The following is a 16,891-nucleotide window of genomic DNA, read 5'->3' as shown; positions in this document are numbered from 1 at the left end:
AACGATTTATCGACTTTATGAAGAGTGTTCATACGAACAGAATTCATTAGAGTCAAAACTTTCAATTGAAGAGTTTGATCATGGCTCAGATTGAACGCTGGCGGCAGGCCTAACACATGCAAGTCGAGCGGCAGCGGGGAGTAGCTTGCTACTCTGCCGGCGAGCGGCGGACGGGTGAGTAATGTCTGGGAACTTGCCCATTCGAGGGGGATAACAGTTGGAAACGACTGCTAATACCGCATACGCCCTACGGGGGAAAGGAGGGGCTCTTCGGACCTTCCGCGAATGGATAGGCCCAGATGGGATTAGCTAGTTGGTGAGGTAAAGGCTCACCAAGGCGACGATCTCTAGCTGGTTTGAGAGGATGATCAGCCACACTGGAACTGAGACACGGTCCAGACTCCTACGGGAGGCAGCAGTGGGGAATATTGCACAATGGGGGAAACCCTGATGCAGCCATGCCGCGTGTGTGAAGAAGGCCTTCGGGTTGTAAAGCACTTTCAGCGAGGAGGAAAGGTTAGTAGTTAATACCTGCTAGCTGTGACGTTACTCGCAGAAGAAGCACCGGCTAACTCCGTGCCAGCAGCCGCGGTAATACGGAGGGTGCGAGCGTTAATCGGAATTACTGGGCGTAAAGCGTGCGCAGGCGGTTTGTTAAGCGAGATGTGAAAGCCCCGGGCTCAACCTGGGAATTGCATTTCGAACTGGCAAGCTAGAGTCTTGTAGAGGGGGGTAGAATTCCAGGTGTAGCGGTGAAATGCGTAGAGATCTGGAGGAATACCGGTGGCGAAGGCGGCCCCCTGGACAAAGACTGACGCTCATGCACGAAAGCGTGGGGAGCAAACAGGATTAGATACCCTGGTAGTCCACGCTGTAAACGATGTCTACTCGGAGTTTGGTGTCTTGAACACTGGGCTCTCAAGCTAACGCATTAAGTAGACCGCCTGGGGAGTACGGCCGCAAGGTTAAAACTCAAATGAATTGACGGGGGCCCGCACAAGCGGTGGAGCATGTGGTTTAATTCGATGCAACGCGAAGAACCTTACCTACTCTTGACATCCACAGAATCTGGTAGAGATACCTCAGTGCCTTCGGGAACTGTGAGACAGGTGCTGCATGGCTGTCGTCAGCTCGTGTTGTGAAATGTTGGGTTAAGTCCCGCAACGAGCGCAACCCTTATCCTTACTTGCCAGCGGGTAATGCCGGGAACTTTAGGGAGACTGCCGGTGATAAACCGGAGGAAGGTGGGGACGACGTCAAGTCATCATGGCCCTTACGAGTAGGGCTACACACGTGCTACAATGGTCAGTACAGAGGGATGCGAAGCCGCGAGGTGGAGCCAATCTCTTAAAGCTGGTCGTAGTCCGGATCGGAGTCTGCAACTCGACTCCGTGAAGTCGGAATCGCTAGTAATCGCAAATCAGAATGTTGCGGTGAATACGTTCCCGGGCCTTGTACACACCGCCCGTCACACCATGGGAGTGGGTTGCACCAGAAGTAGATAGCTTAACCTTCGGGGGGGCGTTTACCACGGTGTGATTCATGACTGGGGTGAAGTCGTAACAAGGTAGCCCTAGGGGAACCTGGGGCTGGATCACCTCCTTACCTAAGCGATATATGATTTGATGAGTGTTCACACAGATTGCTTGCTGATGAAGCAAGTCATTAGTTCTTGTTAACTAATGTGCTCTTTAACAATTTGGAAAGCTGATAGTAGAGATTAAATAGCGATATTTAATCGAAATTGAGTTCTCAAAATACTTCAATCAAGTGTTTTGGATATTCATGTGTTCGAAAGGACACAATCAAGGCGAAAACAAACCATATGGGTCGTGCATGCGATTCGGTCGAGGAAACTCATCCGGGTTGTATGGTTAAGCGACTAAGCGTATACGGTGGATGCCTTGGCAGTCAGAGGCGATGAAGGACGTATTAACTTGCGATAAGCTCAGATGAGGCAGTAAAAGCCGCTTGAGTCTGAGATTTCCGAATGGGGCAACCCACTTACATAAGTAAGTATCATTAAGTGAATACATAGCTTAATGAGGCAAACCGGGAGAACTGAAACATCTAAGTACCCCGAGGAAAAGAAATCAACCGAGATTCCCCTAGTAGCGGCGAGCGAACGGGGACCAGCCCTTAAGCTTTTGGGGTGTTAGTGGAATGCGTTGGAAAGCGCAACGGTACAGGGTGACAGTCCCGTACACGAAAACTAACCTTAAGTGAAAACGAGTAAGGCGGCACACGTGACATGTTGTCTGAAGATGGGGGGACCATCCTCCAAGGCTAAATACTCCTGACTGACCGATAGCGAACCAGTACCGTGAGGGAAAGGCGAAAAGAACCCCTGTGAGGGGAGTGAAATAGAACCTGAAACCGTATACGTACAAGCAGTGGAAGCGGTTCTTGAGACCGTGACTGCGTACCTTTTGTATAATGGGTCAACGACTTACATTTAGTAGCAAGGTTAAGCGAATAGCGGAGCCGTAGGGAAACCGAGTGTTAACTGCGCGTTTAGTTGCTAGGTGTAGACCCGAAACCCGGTGATCTAGCCATGGGCAGGTTGAAGGTTGAGTAACATCAACTGGAGGACCGAACACACGTCTGTTGAAAAAGACGGTGATGACCTGTGGCTGGGGGTGAAAGGCCAATCAAACCGGGAGATATCTGGTTCTCCTCGAAAGCTATTTAGGTAGCGCCTCGAGCGAATACCATTGGGGGTAGAGCACTGTTAAGGCTAGGGGGTCATCCCGACTTACCAACCCTTTGCAAACTCCGAATACCAATGAGTACTACTCGGGAGACAGACGGCGGGTGCTAACGTCCGTCGTCAAAAGGGAAACAACCCAGACCGTCAGCTAAGGTCCCAAAGTTATTGCTAAGTGGGAAACGATGTGGGAAGGCTTAGACAGCTAGGATGTTGGCTTAGAAGCAGCCATCATTTAAAGAAAGCGTAATAGCTCACTAGTCGAGTCGGCCTGCGCGGAAGATGTAACGGGGCTAAGCAATACACCGAAGCTACGGGTACATACTTTGTATGTGCGGTAGAGGAGCGTTCTGTAAGCCGTTGAAGGTGAAGGGGTAACCCACACTGGAGGTATCAGAAGTGCGAATGTTGACATGAGTAACGATAATGGGGGTGAAAAACCTCCACGCCGAAAGACCAAGGGTTCCTGTCCAACGTTAATCGGGGCAGGGTGAGTCGACCCCTAAGGCGAGGCTGAAAGGCGTAGTCGATGGGAAACGGGTTAATATTCCCGTACTTCTGCTAACTGCGATGGAGAGACGGAGAAGGCTAGGCCAGCGCGGCGTTGGTAGTCCGCGTTTAAGGTAGTAGGTGTTGTGCTTAGGCAAATCCGGGCACATTTACACTGAGAGCTGATGACGAGTCACTAAGGTGATGAAGTGGTTGATGCCAAGCTTCCAGGAAAATCTTCTAAGCTTCAGGTTAGTAGGAATCGTACCCCAAACCGACACAGGTGGTCGGGTAGAGAATACCAAGGCGCTTGAGAGAACTCGGCTGAAGGAACTAGGCAAAATGGTACCGTAACTTCGGGAGAAGGTACGCTCCTGTTGGTGATGAGACTTGCTCTCTAAGCTGACGGGAGTCGCAGATACCAGCTGGCTGCAACTGTTTATCAAAAACACAGCACTGTGCGAACTCGCAAGAGGAAGTATACGGTGTGACGCCTGCCCGGTGCCGGAAGGTTAATTGATTGGGTTATCTTCGGAGAAGCTCATGATCGAAGCCCCGGTAAACGGCGGCCGTAACTATAACGGTCCTAAGGTAGCGAAATTCCTTGTCGGGTAAGTTCCGACCTGCACGAATGGCGTAATGATGGCCAGGCTGTCTCCAGCCGAGACTCAGTGAAGTTGAAATTGCGGTGAAGATGCCGTATACCCGCGGCTAGACGGAAAGACCCCGTGAACCTTTACTATAGCTTGGCACTGAACATTGACCCTGCATGTGTAGGATAGGTGGGAGACTATGAAGTTAGGACGCTAGTCCTGATGGAGTCGACCTTGAAATACCACCCTTGCAGTGTTGGTGTTCTAACCTTGGCCCCTAATCGGGGTTAGGGACAGTGCCTGGTGGGTAGTTTGACTGGGGCGGTCTCCTCCTAAAGAGTAACGGAGGAGCACGAAGGTTGGCTAAGTACGGTCGGACATCGTACGGTTAGTGTAATGGCACAAGCCAGCTTAACTGCGAGACAGACACGTCGAGCAGGTACGAAAGTAGGTCATAGTGATCCGGTGGTTCTGAATGGAAGGGCCATCGCTCAACGGATAAAAGGTACTCCGGGGATAACAGGCTGATACCGCCCAAGAGTTCATATCGACGGCGGTGTTTGGCACCTCGATGTCGGCTCATCACATCCTGGGGCTGAAGTCGGTCCCAAGGGTATGGCTGTTCGCCATTTAAAGTGGTACGCGAGCTGGGTTCAGAACGTCGTGAGACAGTTCGGTCCCTATCTGCCGTGGGCGTTGGATGATTGAGAGGGGCTGCTCCTAGTACGAGAGGACCGGAGTGGACGAACCGCTGGTGTTCGGGTTGTCATGCCAATGGCATTGCCCGGTAGCTACGTTCGGAATCGATAACCGCTGAAAGCATCTAAGCGGGAAGCGAGCCTCAAGATGAGTCATCCCTTAGACTTTAAGTCTACTAAAGAGCCGTTCAAGACCAGGACGTAGATAGGCAGGGTGTGTAAGCGTTGTGAGGCGTTTAGCTAACCTGTACTAATGACTCGTGCGGCTTAACCATACAACCCCGATGGGTTTTGGTAACCTTGATGAATAAAGAAATACTTGATTTGAAGTATGAGAACACAGCTTAAAAGAATTTGAAAAGGGGTCGCTTAGCTCAGCTGGGAGAGCACCTCCCTTACAAGGAGGGGGTCACTGGTTCGAACCCAGTAGCGACCACCATTTCAAACGAACTACAAAAAAGCAGCTTTCCGAATTACTTGTTTTTGCCTAGAAGGCGGAAACAGAAAAGAATTTGTCTGGTGACAATAGCATTGTGGTCCCACCTGATCCCATCCCGAACTCAGAAGTGAAACACAATCGCGCCGATGGTAGTGTGGGGTTTCCCCATGTGAGAGTAGGTCATCGCCAGACGCCCAATTAGAGAAGGCCACCCAAACGGGTGGCCTTTTTGCTTTTCCGCGTCCCGTTCTGAAATAAATTAATCCAGCGAAAAATCACTGAAATCTAACGTTGTATCCTCTGACGCACTAAAGTCCAGTTGTTGATTTAATTCTGCAGCGGCGATTTTTTCGGATTCTTGGCGTTGTTTCAGCATCGCCAGTTGTCGACGACGTTTTCTGGCTTGGCAAAGTCGAATAATGTCGCTCTTTTCTGCGTTGGAGAAATTTAACCAGCCAAAGCGTTCTTCACGACTTCTTAGACAGCCTTTGCAGTAACCACGATTATCTGTTTGGCAGATACCAATACAGGGGCTGGGAATGTCAAAAAACGCTAACTGTTCCATTAAATATCTACAGCTGTTGTGGTTAAAGGAAAGGAAAATCACTCGTATTTGAGGCTAAGGTATAGCACTTTGTCATATAAAAGGCGATTTTTTAAACGTGTATAGCGTGATTATTTTAAAAATCACAAAGTGATTTTGCTCACATTTTTACTGGAATCGCAGCAAGATGGCACACAAATGAGTACACTACCGCCATCGCGCGCAAAGCGCACTTATAACGAAATAAAGGTACCCAAATAATGTTAGGCACTCCGCTGTGTGAAGGCGCAAAACGCGCCATGTTACTGGGTTGTGGTGAACTTGGTAAAGAAGTCGCCATTGAACTGCAACGCCTTGGTGTCGAAGTGATTGGTGTGGATCGCTACCCAAATGCACCTGCGATGCAAGTGGCGCATCGTTTCCACGTAATTAATATGTTGGATGGTGCTGCGCTGCGTAAGGTGATTGAGCAGGAGCAGCCGCATCTGATCATTCCTGAGATCGAAGCGATCGCTACCCAAACTTTGTTAGAACTCGAAGCGGAAGGCCTGCATGTTGTACCTACAGCACGCGCGACGCGTTTGACCATGGATCGTGAAGGGATCCGTCGTTTAGCGGCTGAAGAGCTGGCACTGCCGACGTCGCCATATCAGTTTTGTGACACCGAAGCTGAGTTTAATGATGCGGTCAATCGTATCGGCATGCCTTGTGTTGTGAAGCCAGTCATGAGCTCCTCTGGCAAAGGGCAAAGTGTCATTCGTGATACATCGCAGATCGCCAAAGCCTGGCAATACGCCCAAGAAGGTGGTCGTGCTGGACAAGGGCGGGTGATCGTCGAGGGCTTCGTTGCATTCGACTATGAAATTACGCTGCTCACCATCTCTGCTGTTAATGGTATCCATTTCTGCGCGCCTATTGGTCACCGTCAAGAAGATGGCGACTACCGTGAGTCTTGGCAGCCTCAAGCGATGACTGATCTTGCATTGCAACGTGCTCAAGACATTGGCCGTAAGATCGTCGAAGCGTTGGGTGGTTACGGTTTATTTGGTGTTGAACTGTTTATCAAAGGCGATGAGGTTTATTTCTCTGAAGTGTCGCCGCGTCCACATGATACCGGCATGGTGACCTTGATCAGTCAAGACCTGTCTGAGTTTGCTTTGCACGTTCGTGCTATTTTAGGTTTGCCTATTAGCAATATTCATCAGCATGGCCCAAGTGCGTCGGCGGTGGTGTTACGAGAAGGTTGCTCAACCAATATTTGTTATGACGGATTAGCTGAAGCCTTAGCACAGCCTGACACTCAACTGCGTTTATTTGGTAAGCCAGAGATCAATGGCCGCCGCCGTTTAGGCGTTGCGCTAGCCCGTGATGAGAACATTGATGCCGCAGTCGAAAAGGCATTAGCCGCAGCGGCTAAAGTGACAGTTAGCTTCTAATTGCGAAACGGATAAAAGTCAAAAGCCCAATAACTTATTAAGTGTTGGGCTTTTTGTAGTCTATCGGTCGTTCTAACGCTTAGCGATTAACACAGTTAGTTACCTTACCTTGAACAAATGCTGCCACGTTGTTGATGGCGATATTGAGTAGGTTTTGCCGCGCTTCAGTAGTTGCCCAAGCGTTGTGTGGGGTAATGCTGATATTCGCTGCGGTTAATAGTGGGTTATCTGCTTTTGGTGGCTCACTCGATAGTACATCAACCCCAGCGCGGACTTTGCCGGCGTTGAGGGCGTGTGCTAGGGCCGCTTCATCCACTAAACCGCCACGTGCAGTGTTGATGATAATGCAGCCATCACGCATCAAGGCGATGGTATCTTGATTAATCATACCCGCGTTGCTTTCTGTCAGTGGACAGTGCAGCGAAATAGCATGAGATTCGCGGTACAGTTGCTCCATTGGTGCCCAACTTACACCTTCGGGCAGGTCAGCCCGCTGACTACGGGTATTGAGGAGTACGTTCATCCCCAATGCTAATGCGATATTTACCACCCGTGAGCCAATATCGCCGTAACCGACAACGCCCATGGTTTTGCCTGCTAACGATGTCAGCGGTGACAAGGTAAAGCAAAAGTCGATGCTGTTTTGCCACACGCCATTGGCAACTGCTTGGTGGTGTGCTGCCACTTGCTGTGTATGGTGAAGTAGATGAGCAAACACCATTTGTGCTACTGCGTCTGGGCCGTAGCCCGGTACATTGGTGACCACAATCCCCTTAGCTGATGCCGCTGCAAGATCGACCACATTGTAGCCGGTGGCAAGCACGCCGATATAACGCAGCTTTGGCAACTGGTTAATCAACTCCGCGCTCAATATTGTTTTATTGGTGAGGACGATGTCGGCATCGCGGGCACGTTCTAAGGTGTCGTTTGGGGCGGTACGGTCATAGACCTGCAGTTCCCCAATGGCTTGCAGTGGTTCCCAAGAAAGATCACCTGGGTTTAAGGTAAATCCATCTAACACCACGATTTTAGGCTTTGTACTCATGGGTGTTGCTCCATTTAATTAAAAGCGAAGTTGCAAGCCAAGGTTGGCTTGTCCTTGCCAAAAACTCTTATCGACAGACCAAACACAGTTGCGATCTCGCTGACAGGACACGCTATCATCATTGGCGAAGAAAGTTGCCAAGCCCCGCAGTTCAGCAAATACCGAAAAATGCGAACTAAACAGATAACGCGCCCCACCTGCGATGGCGATGGAAAATCTGTCATTTATGTCGTCAGAAACATTGGGCGAAAAATGTATTACGCCCAAGCTTCCATCAAGATACGGCTGCAGTGGACCAGAGGTAAGATAGTGCGTACCGCCTAGATGCAAGTACTGCACGGACAGATCGACAATCGGGTAATTTATCCCATCTGCGTACTGTTGTAGCGTACTGCGCTGATGGCTGTAGAGCAGATAATATTCAGTGTAATCGTCGCGTGCATAGCCAAGCTTTACGCCCCAGTGGCCAGAGTCATCTAAGCTGCCGCCTCTATCGTTTGGGCGGTAGCCGAAGCCATCGTTGCTGGTGTTGGTGCCTAATCCCGCTGAGCCGATGCTATAACCAGCAAAGGGCGCTACAAAAATGGTGGCAGCAGACGCTTGAGCGCTCAGGCAAACAGTCATCGCCGCCGCGACTAATAATCCGATTCGCTGTATCACGTCACCTCCCTGTCGGTCTTTGCCATAACAGCTGACCGATATCTAGCGCATTAACGGTTTAGCGCATACCTCGAGAACTTTTGATCTTGTCGTAAGCGACTTGAATATCCTGCGCCTTGCGTTTAGCAATTTCCATCATCTCTTGCGGTAGACCTTTGGCGACCAATTTATCAGGATGGTTTTCCGCCATTAATTTACGATAAGTGCGCTTAAGATCTTGGTCTGAAATACTTTCTTCCACCCCTAGCACGCTGTAAGCATCGCTGAGTGACGGGCCGCTATTATTGGCCGCACCCTGAAAGCGTGCTTCGGCTTGCCATCGCTGCAGCATGTTATCGAGCTGCGCTTGACTGAAGCCTAAGTATTTCGCAATGGTTTGCAGAATGGTGTATTCGCGTGGGTGAAGATCGCCATCTGACAAGGCTGTTTGAATTTGGATCTCAAGAAACATCATCTGCACTTCGCGGCGACCAATGGTCAGATCGCGAAAACTGCGCAGGTGGGCTTGCAGATCAAAATCACTGTCTTTACCACGGCGAAAAGCATCTTGCGCTTCACGACGTGCATCGCCGTTAAGCCTGAGACTGTCCATCAACGCATTTGCCATGCGAATATCATTTTCGGTGACGCGGCCAGAGGCTTTGGCCATATGGCCCATTACCGCAAACGTGGTGTCGAAGAACAGCGCCTGGCGCTCTTGCATCCCTTGTGGTACGCCCGACATCCTCTTGTCGAGCTGATGACCTAACCAAATGCCTAATATTGCCCCGGCAATACGACCGAACATAAAACCGATCACACCACCAAAAAATTTACCCCAAATTTGCATCATCAATCCTGTCGTAACAGTGTGTTATCCCACTGCCATTATTGTTGTGTTAACGCGAACGCTTCTGCTGTTGTTAAGCGCTCGATAGTGCCTACGTCGCACCAAAAACCGGTAAACTGTTCGCCACTAATTTGCTTTAGCTGCATCGCGTTGCGCAACAGCGGCCCGAGCGGAAAACGTTGCTCAGTGCAGTTCGCAAACAGGGCCGGATCGTAAAGGCCGATCCCGGCGAACGTCAGTTTGCTTTCGCCGTCACTGCAAAGCTGGTTGTTGATGAGCGCAAAATCGCCATTGGGATTATGTTGCGGGTTATCAACTAACCACAGATGCGCTAAACAGCCTGCCGCTAACTGCGTAGGCAGTGCGGGAAGTTTATCAATAAAAATGTCGCCATTGACCACCAAAAAAGGTGCATCGCCGAGTAGCGGTAGTGCCTGCTTGATACCGCCCCCGGTTTCAAGTGCGCTTGCTTCTTGGCTGTAATACAAGGTCACCCCAAAGCGAGAGCCATCGCCAAGATGCGCCATCAGTTTTTCGGCTAACCAAGCGCAGTTGATCACTATCTCTCGAATCCCCAGCGCCGCTAAGCGCTCGATATGATATTCAATTAGTGGCTTGCCTGCGACTGTTACCAAGGGTTTGGGCAGCAGATCTGTGAGAGGGCGCAGGCGTTCGCCACGCCCAGCGGCTAGAATCATCGCTTTCAATGGCTGACATCCTGTTCGAGCAGTGGTAACAATCGACTTTCCATCCAGTCTGCAAATTCGGTTAACTCTGCGTAACGGTGGCTGATATCAAGGATGTAGCTTAATGTAAGCGGAATATCCTTGATATAGCCTGACTTAGCGTCACGGTGCAGTAATCGGGCAAAAATACCGGCGGCTTTAATGTGTCTTTGTATGCCCATCAAATCGAACCAGCGACGAAATTGGCTAAATGCTACCTCGCTACTCAAGAGCTGCTGTTGCTGGCATTGCTGATAAAACTGCACACATAATTGGTCGACCAAGGCGTCCGGCCAGCGCACATAGCAGTCGCGCAACAGCGATACGCCGTCATAGGTGAGTGGGCCAATCACAGCGTCCTGAAAATCAATCACTGCTAATGCGTCGTTCATTACCATCAAATTGCGACTATGAAAGTCTCGGTGCATGCCCACTAACGGTTGTGCTAAGGCGTTATCGGTTAGCAATTTAAACGTGCGTTGCAACAGTTGTTGCTCGGTGGCGGAAAGTGACAACTGCCAATGATGCGCCAACAACCATTCTGGAAATATCGCTAATTCTCGCTCCACGAACGCTGCATCATAACGGGGTAAACTGCCATTGGCTGATGTGGTGATCTTGGCAATTTGGGGCAGCAGCGCTAAGGCTTTTGCATACCAGTGGCTAACATTGTCGCTGTTCAACAGCGACAATAGCTGGGTATCACCAAGATCTTGCTGCAAAATGAACCCTGCTGTTTCATTGAACGCAATAATCTTAGGGACTGATATACCAGCCGCTGCGTAGGCATTGGCAAGCGCAATAAACGGCTGATTGTCGACTTTATCGGGCGGAGAATCGGCGACAATATAGCTGTTGCCGCCATGCTGTACGCGTAAGTAACGGCGAAAGCTTGCATCGCCCGAGATTAAAACTGGGGTAACAGGACTGCCAAAAAAATCAGCAAGCCATTGCTGTAGGGCAAGAAATCTAGAGTCAGACAAAGCAACCTCGTGGCTCTTGGCATAAAATTGCATTATTATAGCGGCGGAAAAATACCGGAAACAGTCAGCATTGACAGAGATTTTCTGACAGCTGCATTGCTTATATGTGAAGCAACTTTTCCCACCGACATTAGCCCGAATGAGAATCCAGCAAAAAGACCAACGATGCTGAAACGATATTTAGTGACGCTATGCCTTTTGCCGACTGTAACCGCGGTTGCAGCTACGGCACCGCAGACTGACGCAAGCAGTGACGATCAGTGTATCATCACGCCGCCAGTGCCTCCTTTGCCAAAGCCAGAAAAAGGCGCTGCCAAGGAGTTGAGTCAGCTTATCAAAATCAAATCTGATGCATCATCTGGTACGCTTGGCGATAAAGCAACCTTTAATGGCAATGTGGTGTTTACCCAAAGTGGGCGTCAAGTTACTGCTGAGCAAGCGTTGGTCGACCAGCAAGAGCAAAAGTTTGAAGCCGATGGTCAGTTAGTGTTTCAAGACAGCGTGGTCACGGTGACGGCCGATTCCTTAAATGCCAAAATGGGTTCCAAGGTTGCTACCCTAGACAACGCCCAATATTGGTTGAATGGTCAGCAGTTGCACGGCAGCGCCGATAAACTGGAAATTACCAAAGACAACAAGTTGGTGTTAAAAGACAGTGATTTTTCTACCTGTCCTGTGGGAGACGAATCTTGGCTGTTAAAGGCTCGCCGCATCAAAATTGACCCGGTTGAAGAATGGGGTGAAATTTGGGATGCGAAGTTAGAAATTGGCAATGTGCCGGTATTCTATATGCCGTATATGACAGTGCCGATTTCGGGCAAGCGTAAAACTGGCTTTTTATTCCCGCGCATTAGTTCAAGTACCACGAATGGTTTTGAATTTGCGACTCCCTTCTATTGGAACATTGCGCCTGAATACGATCTTACGTTTACTCCAGATTACATGAGCTCGCGCGGACTGTTCAGCAAAACCGAGTTCCGTTATCTCGCAGGGGCTCGTCAATCGGGGCAGTTTAACCTCGAATTTTTAGGCAGCGATTCGATGTTGGAGAACAACGCTGATCGCTGGATGGCGAACTTCCGTCATCAAGGTGCAATCGATGAAAACTGGCGTGTGCTGGCTAACTTTATCGATGTATCCGACAACAACTATTTCAATGACCTCAATTCTGATGTCAATCGCTCCACCGAGAACCAGTTGTCGCGGGTAGGTGATATTAGCTATTTCACCGAATTCTGGAATTTTAGTGCCAGAGTGCAGGACATTAAGGTGCTGGGCGAAGATATCAGCCCTTATCAAGTGATGCCGCAGTTGAGCGTTAACTATCGCTCACCAAGATTCTGGAACAAGCTTGATTTCAATCTCTACACTGAGCTGACCAACTTTGAACATCGCGGTAATCATTACAACACGGCGACCCGTTTCCATGTTGAACCGAGTATATCCTTGCCGTTCCAAGGGCCAGCTGGCTCGTTGACCAGTGAAGTCAAACTCTATCAAACCTACTTTAGCCAGCGTGATGTCGAGCGGGCGGATACACAGCTGAAGGATAATGTCAGTCGTACGGTTCCTGAGTTGCGTATTAATGGTCAGGTGAATTTCGAGCGTTTTACCAACTACTTCGATATGCCGTATCGTCAGACCTTGGAGCCACAATTCCAGTATCTGTACGTTGGACACAAAGATCAGTCAAACATTGGTCTCTATGATACTGCTGAGCTGCAACAAGACTATCTGGGTTTGTTTCGGGATCGTCGCTTCTCTGGGCTTGATCGTATCGCTGATGCTAACCAGCTCACCTTGGGTTTGACTACCCGTATGTTCGATGAGCATAACGTTGAGCAATTCCGCTTTAGTTTGGGTCAGATTGCCTACTTTGAAAATAGCCAAGTCAGTCTTTATTCGGACCAATTGAGCGAAGATACTTCAACCTCGGTGCTGGCCGCTGAAACCGATATCAATCTGTACGATGATTGGTTTATCAGTGCTGCAATTCAATATGACACCAAGTACCACGACAATAAAAAAAGCGAAGTAACCCTCGATTATCGTCCGGGACCTAATAAGTTAGTACAGCTGAGTTACCGTTATGTGCCTGACTTGGTGAACCGCAACACCAATGACCAAGTTGATATTTCGCAGGCCGGTATTCGTACCGCGTGGCCATTGACCGATAACGTCTATTTTGTGGGTAACTATTATTACGACCTTAACGAATCGCGCGCGGTCGAAACCTATACTGGATTCCAATATGAGTCTTGCTGCTGGGCGGTGCGTTTTGCATATCACTACCATATCAAGACTAACTACGAAGATAACTACAACCCTGTACTAGATAACCGCGAGTTGTTTGAAACTGCATTTATGCTTAATTTCGTGATTAAAGGGTTAGGTGGCTCAGGGCCGCTCGGGGTCAGCGATATGCTGGACGACGGTATCTTCAGTTACCGCAAACCACTTTATCTGAGGAATTAATCAACTTTTGTGGTAGATTGCTGAACCTCGAAATGAACTCGTAGTCAAAACTGAACGACAATGGCAGCGGAATGACTGCCGCCAGACAAAAAATGTGGCAAGGATTTTTGAATGACACCTGGTAAAAAACTGATATTCGGATTGTTTGCGCTGGCAATGAGCCATGCAGTTTCGGCAGAACCACAGCCTTTGGACCGAATTGCGGTACAGGTTAATAACGGGGTGATTCTGGAAAGTGAAGTTCAGAACATGCTCAATGACGTTAAAGCGGATGCTGAAAAGCAAGGGCAATCGCTGCCGTCAGATAAAGCGTTACGTACCCAGGTTATTGAACGGTTGATTTTGACTCGTTTGCAGCTGCAAACCGCTGACCGTATTGGTCTGCACATCGGCGATCTGCAGTTAGATGAAACCATTAACAACATTGCGGCACAGCAAAATATGAGCTTGCTGCAACTGCGCGCCAAAGTTGAAGCCGACGGCGAAAGCTTTAGCCACTATCGTGAACAGCTGCGCCAAGATATTACCTTAGGTGAAATTCAACGTATACAGGTGCAACGTCGTATTCAGGTATCGCCACAAGAGATCGATCATTTGGTGAAAATGATCCAAGAACAAGGCCTGAAAAACGTCGAATTCCAAATCGGCCATATTCTGATTGATGTCCCTGAAAATGCTGATACCGAACAGTTAGCCTCTGCGCGCCAACGTGCAGAAGCGGTTATTGAACGCTTGAAAGGTGGTGCTGATTTTCGTACCACAGCCATTGCGTCTTCCTCAGGCCCGAAAGCGCTGGAAGGCGGTATTTGGGATTACATGAACATCAACGAGATGCCAACGCTGTTCGCTGAAGTGGTTAACACTGCGAAAAAGGGCGACATTATTGGTCCTATCAAGAGTGGTGCGGGCTTCCACATCATTAAAGTGTTGGATGCGCGTGGTCTAGAAACCAAAGAAGTAAAAGAAGTGTTTGCGCGTCATATTCTACTGAAGCCATCACCGATTTTGTCTGAAGAGCGCGCCAAAGCGATGTTGGAAGAGTTTCTCAAGCAGATCCGCAGTGGTGAAGCTAAATTCGCCGATCTTGCGCGTGAGTATTCAGAAGACGAAGGTTCAGCTGCGAAAGGTGGTGAGTTAGGTTGGTCTGAGTCGAGCGCGTATGTTCCTGCGTTTAAGCAAACGCTCGACAACATGAAAAAGGGAGAGCTCAGCGAGCCATTCCGTTCCACCTTCGGTTGGCATATCATTGAGCTGGATGATACACGCATGACAGATGCGACCCAGCAATTAAATACCAACCGCGCTCATCAGTTGATCTTCAGAAGAAAATTCAACGAAGAGTTGCAAGCCTGGCTAGACGAAATGCGCGCAAGTGCTTACATTGAAGTCTTTGAACCAGAGCCTATCAGAGGTTAACAGTTTGACTACCAAACGTATCGCGATTACTGCCGGTGAACCTGCTGGCATAGGGCCTGAGCTAGTTGTACAACTGGCTCAGCGCAGCTGGCCTGTTGAGCTGGTGGTGTGTGCTGATCCGTCACTGTTACAAGCGCGTGCCAAAATGTTGGGCTTAGGTTTGAATTTGCGACCTTATCAGCCATCAATGCCAGCAAAACCCCAAGAGGCAGGGTCGTTAACGATTGTGCCTTTTAGCATGGCGGTTGAATCGCGTTGCGGTGTGCTAGACGAACAAAACGCCGGCTATGTGGTCGAAACCTTGGCCTATGCCGGTGAGAAAAATATCAGCGGTGAGTTTGATGCTGTGGTGACGGGCCCCGTACACAAAGGCATCATCAACCAAGCAGGCATTCCTTTCTCAGGTCATACCGAGTATTTTGCCCATCAAGCGGGATGCAAAGATGTGGTCATGCTGTTGGCATGTCCTAAATTGCAAGTGGCGTTGATGACCACTCACATTCCGCTGGCGTATGTCTCAAAAGCCATTACTCGCGAGCGTTTACACCAAGTCATTGGTATTTTGCATAACGATTTAGTCAGTCGTTTCGCGATTGAAAACCCCAAAATCTACGTCTGTGGTTTGAACCCTCATGCGGGCGAAAACGGCCATCTAGGTCGTGAAGAGCTTGATGTAATGATCCCTGCGCTAAACGAGCTGCGGGAGCAAGGCATCACGCTTATCGGCCCATTACCCGCCGATACCTTGTTCCAACCTAAATACCTCGAAGATGCAGACGTGGTGCTGTCTATGTACCACGATCAAGGCTTGCCAGTATTGAAATCGATGGGCTTTGGCCAGTCGGTGAATATTACGCTCGGCTTGCCTTATATCCGTACCTCGGTTGACCACGGTACCGCACTTGAACTTGCGGGAACAGGTAAAGCCGATTTAGGTAGCTTTATCTGCGCCTTGAACAAAGCCATTGAGTTGGCCTCAAAAAACTGAGCTATACAGAAATTTAATGAGTAATAAAGTCCATCTTGGCCACACGGCCAGAAAACGTTTTGGTCAGAACTTTTTAACTGACAGCAACATCATTAACCGTATTGTTGGGGCAATTTCTCCTGACAACGAGCACGTGATGGTAGAAATTGGCCCAGGCTTGGCGGCATTGACTGAGCCTGTTGCTGAATCGATTGATAAATTGACCGTCGTCGAACTTGACCGTGACTTGGTGGAGCGCTTAAAGCAGCATCCGGTGCTGAAAGACAAGCTTGAGATCCATCAAGGTGACGCACTGCAGTTTGATTTTTCGCAGTTGATGCAGCCTGGCAAAAAGATGAAAGTGTTTGGCAACTTGCCGTACAACATCTCCACCCCCTTGATGTTCCATCTGTTTGAATATGCCGAGCAGATTGCCAGCATGCACTTTATGCTGCAAAAAGAGGTGGTGCTGCGTTTGTCTGCCTCACCTGGCACTAAAGCCTATGGCCGTTTGACAGTGATGGCACAATATTACTGCCAAGTGATTCCTGTGTTGGAAGTGCCGCCAGAGAGCTTTACACCGCCGCCCAAAGTGGATTCTGCCGTGGTACGCTTGGTGCCATTTGCAGAAAAGCCGTACCCATGTGACGATATCAAACAGCTACAGCATGTGACCTCTACCGCATTCAACATGCGTCGTAAAACGCTGCGGAACAACCTCAAAGGTCTATTCAGTGATGAGGAGTTTAGCCGCCTCAATATTGATGCTAGTCTAAGGCCTGAACAGGTCAGCGTTGAGCAATACGTTGCCCTCGCCAACTTACTGGCAAGTAAAAATAGTTAAGCATGTGGCCGCTAAATAGCGGCCCTGTTGTTTATGGAATG

At 49.3% G+C, this 16,891-nt stretch carries 11 protein-coding genes, 1 tRNA gene and 3 rRNA genes; 9 read left to right on the top strand and 6 right to left on the bottom strand.

What is annotated here, in order from left to right:
- Window positions 1–62: 62 nt before the first annotated feature.
- From JYB87_RS15055 to rrf, 4 genes are all read left to right on the top strand, one after another.
- Window positions 63–1,605, top strand: a 16S ribosomal RNA gene (locus tag JYB87_RS15055).
- A gap of 267 nt (window positions 1,606–1,872) precedes the next feature.
- Window positions 1,873–4,762 (top strand): 23S ribosomal RNA (locus tag JYB87_RS15050).
- Window positions 4,763–4,850: 88 nt separating this feature from the next.
- Window positions 4,851–4,926 (top strand) — tRNA-Val (locus tag JYB87_RS15045).
- Between the two features lie 76 nt (window positions 4,927–5,002).
- Window positions 5,003–5,118 (top strand): 5S ribosomal RNA (rrf, locus tag JYB87_RS15040).
- The 16S, 23S and 5S rRNA genes sit together here with 1 tRNA gene alongside, the layout of an rRNA operon.
- A 67-nt stretch (window positions 5,119–5,185) precedes the next feature.
- Here the strand turns inward: rrf and JYB87_RS15035 are convergent.
- Entirely contained in the window at window positions 5,186–5,491 is a 306-nt protein-coding gene (locus JYB87_RS15035) for a DUF1289 domain-containing protein (RefSeq protein ID WP_207354274.1), read from the bottom strand.
- A 239-nt stretch (window positions 5,492–5,730) separates the two neighbouring features.
- On the opposite strand from JYB87_RS15035, the gene purT reads away from it, so the two are divergent.
- Window positions 5,731–6,906 carry a formate-dependent phosphoribosylglycinamide formyltransferase gene (purT, locus tag JYB87_RS15030; protein WP_207354273.1) on the top strand — a complete coding sequence of 392 codons (1,176 nt, stop codon included), beginning with the start codon at window positions 5,731–5,733 and terminating at the stop codon, window positions 6,904–6,906.
- A 79-nt stretch (window positions 6,907–6,985) separates the two neighbouring features.
- Here the strand turns inward: purT and JYB87_RS15025 are convergent, their stop codons facing one another.
- The 5 genes from JYB87_RS15025 to JYB87_RS15005 are packed head-to-tail and all read right to left on the bottom strand — an operon-like array spanning window position 6,986 to window position 11,181.
- Window positions 6,986–7,951 carry a D-2-hydroxyacid dehydrogenase gene (locus tag JYB87_RS15025; RefSeq protein ID WP_207354272.1) on the bottom strand — a complete coding sequence of 322 codons (966 nt, stop codon included), beginning with the start codon at window positions 7,949–7,951 and terminating at the stop codon, window positions 6,986–6,988.
- A gap of 18 nt (window positions 7,952–7,969) precedes the next feature.
- A complete protein-coding gene (locus JYB87_RS15020) occupies window positions 7,970–8,611 on the bottom strand; it encodes an outer membrane beta-barrel protein (RefSeq protein WP_207354271.1) in 642 nt (213 codons plus the stop codon).
- A 58-nt stretch (window positions 8,612–8,669) separates the two neighbouring features.
- Window positions 8,670–9,440, bottom strand: a complete 771-nt coding sequence (gene djlA, locus JYB87_RS15015) for a co-chaperone DjlA (protein ID WP_207354270.1) — start codon at window positions 9,438–9,440, stop codon at window positions 8,670–8,672.
- A 38-nt stretch (window positions 9,441–9,478) separates the two neighbouring features.
- Complete coding sequence (gene murU / locus JYB87_RS15010) at window positions 9,479–10,147, bottom strand: N-acetylmuramate alpha-1-phosphate uridylyltransferase MurU (RefSeq protein ID WP_207354269.1); 669 nt, start codon at window positions 10,145–10,147, stop codon at window positions 9,479–9,481.
- Window positions 10,144–11,181, bottom strand: a complete 1,038-nt coding sequence (locus tag JYB87_RS15005) for an aminoglycoside phosphotransferase family protein (protein WP_207354268.1) — start codon at window positions 11,179–11,181, stop codon at window positions 10,144–10,146. Before JYB87_RS15005 ends, murU begins: the two co-directional genes overlap by 4 nt.
- Before the next feature lie 132 nt (window positions 11,182–11,313).
- On the opposite strand from JYB87_RS15005, the gene lptD reads away from it, so the two are divergent.
- From lptD to rsmA, 4 genes are all read left to right on the top strand, one after another.
- Complete coding sequence (lptD, locus tag JYB87_RS15000; RefSeq protein ID WP_207354267.1) at window positions 11,314–13,623, top strand: LPS assembly protein LptD; 2,310 nt, start codon at window positions 11,314–11,316, stop codon at window positions 13,621–13,623.
- A 111-nt stretch (window positions 13,624–13,734) separates the two neighbouring features.
- A complete protein-coding gene (gene surA / locus JYB87_RS14995) occupies window positions 13,735–15,039 on the top strand; it encodes a peptidylprolyl isomerase SurA (RefSeq protein WP_207354266.1) in 1,305 nt (434 codons plus the stop codon).
- A 4-nt stretch (window positions 15,040–15,043) separates the two neighbouring features.
- Entirely contained in the window at window positions 15,044–16,027 is a 984-nt protein-coding gene (gene pdxA, locus JYB87_RS14990; RefSeq protein ID WP_207354265.1) for a 4-hydroxythreonine-4-phosphate dehydrogenase PdxA, read from the top strand.
- Between the two features lie 16 nt (window positions 16,028–16,043).
- A complete protein-coding gene (rsmA, locus tag JYB87_RS14985; RefSeq protein ID WP_207354264.1) occupies window positions 16,044–16,850 on the top strand; it encodes a 16S rRNA (adenine(1518)-N(6)/adenine(1519)-N(6))-dimethyltransferase RsmA in 807 nt (268 codons plus the stop codon).
- Window positions 16,851–16,891 lie beyond the last annotated feature (41 nt).

It is taken from the genome of Shewanella avicenniae (assembly GCF_017354945.1).
GTDB classification, from domain to species: Bacteria; Pseudomonadota; Gammaproteobacteria; order Enterobacterales; family Shewanellaceae; genus Shewanella; species Shewanella avicenniae.
This window is presented reverse-complemented; position numbering and strand designations above follow the sequence as displayed.

Coding starts and splice junctions, on each gene's coding strand:
- lptD (WP_207354267.1), top strand. CDS start 11,314: ATGCTGAAACGATATTTAGTGACGCTATGCCTTTTGCCGACTGTAACC.
- surA (WP_207354266.1), top strand. CDS start 13,735: ATGACACCTGGTAAAAAACTGATATTCGGATTGTTTGCGCTGGCAATG.
- purT (WP_207354273.1), top strand. CDS start 5,731: ATGTTAGGCACTCCGCTGTGTGAAGGCGCAAAACGCGCCATGTTACTG.
- JYB87_RS15025 (WP_207354272.1), bottom strand. CDS start 7,951: ATGAGTACAAAGCCTAAAATCGTGGTGTTAGATGGATTTACCTTAAAC.
- JYB87_RS15035 (WP_207354274.1), bottom strand. CDS start 5,491: ATGGAACAGTTAGCGTTTTTTGACATTCCCAGCCCCTGTATTGGTATC.
- rsmA (WP_207354264.1), top strand. CDS start 16,044: ATGAGTAATAAAGTCCATCTTGGCCACACGGCCAGAAAACGTTTTGGT.
- djlA (WP_207354270.1), bottom strand. CDS start 9,440: ATGCAAATTTGGGGTAAATTTTTTGGTGGTGTGATCGGTTTTATGTTC.
- JYB87_RS15005 (WP_207354268.1), bottom strand. CDS start 11,181: ATGCAATTTTATGCCAAGAGCCACGAGGTTGCTTTGTCTGACTCTAGA.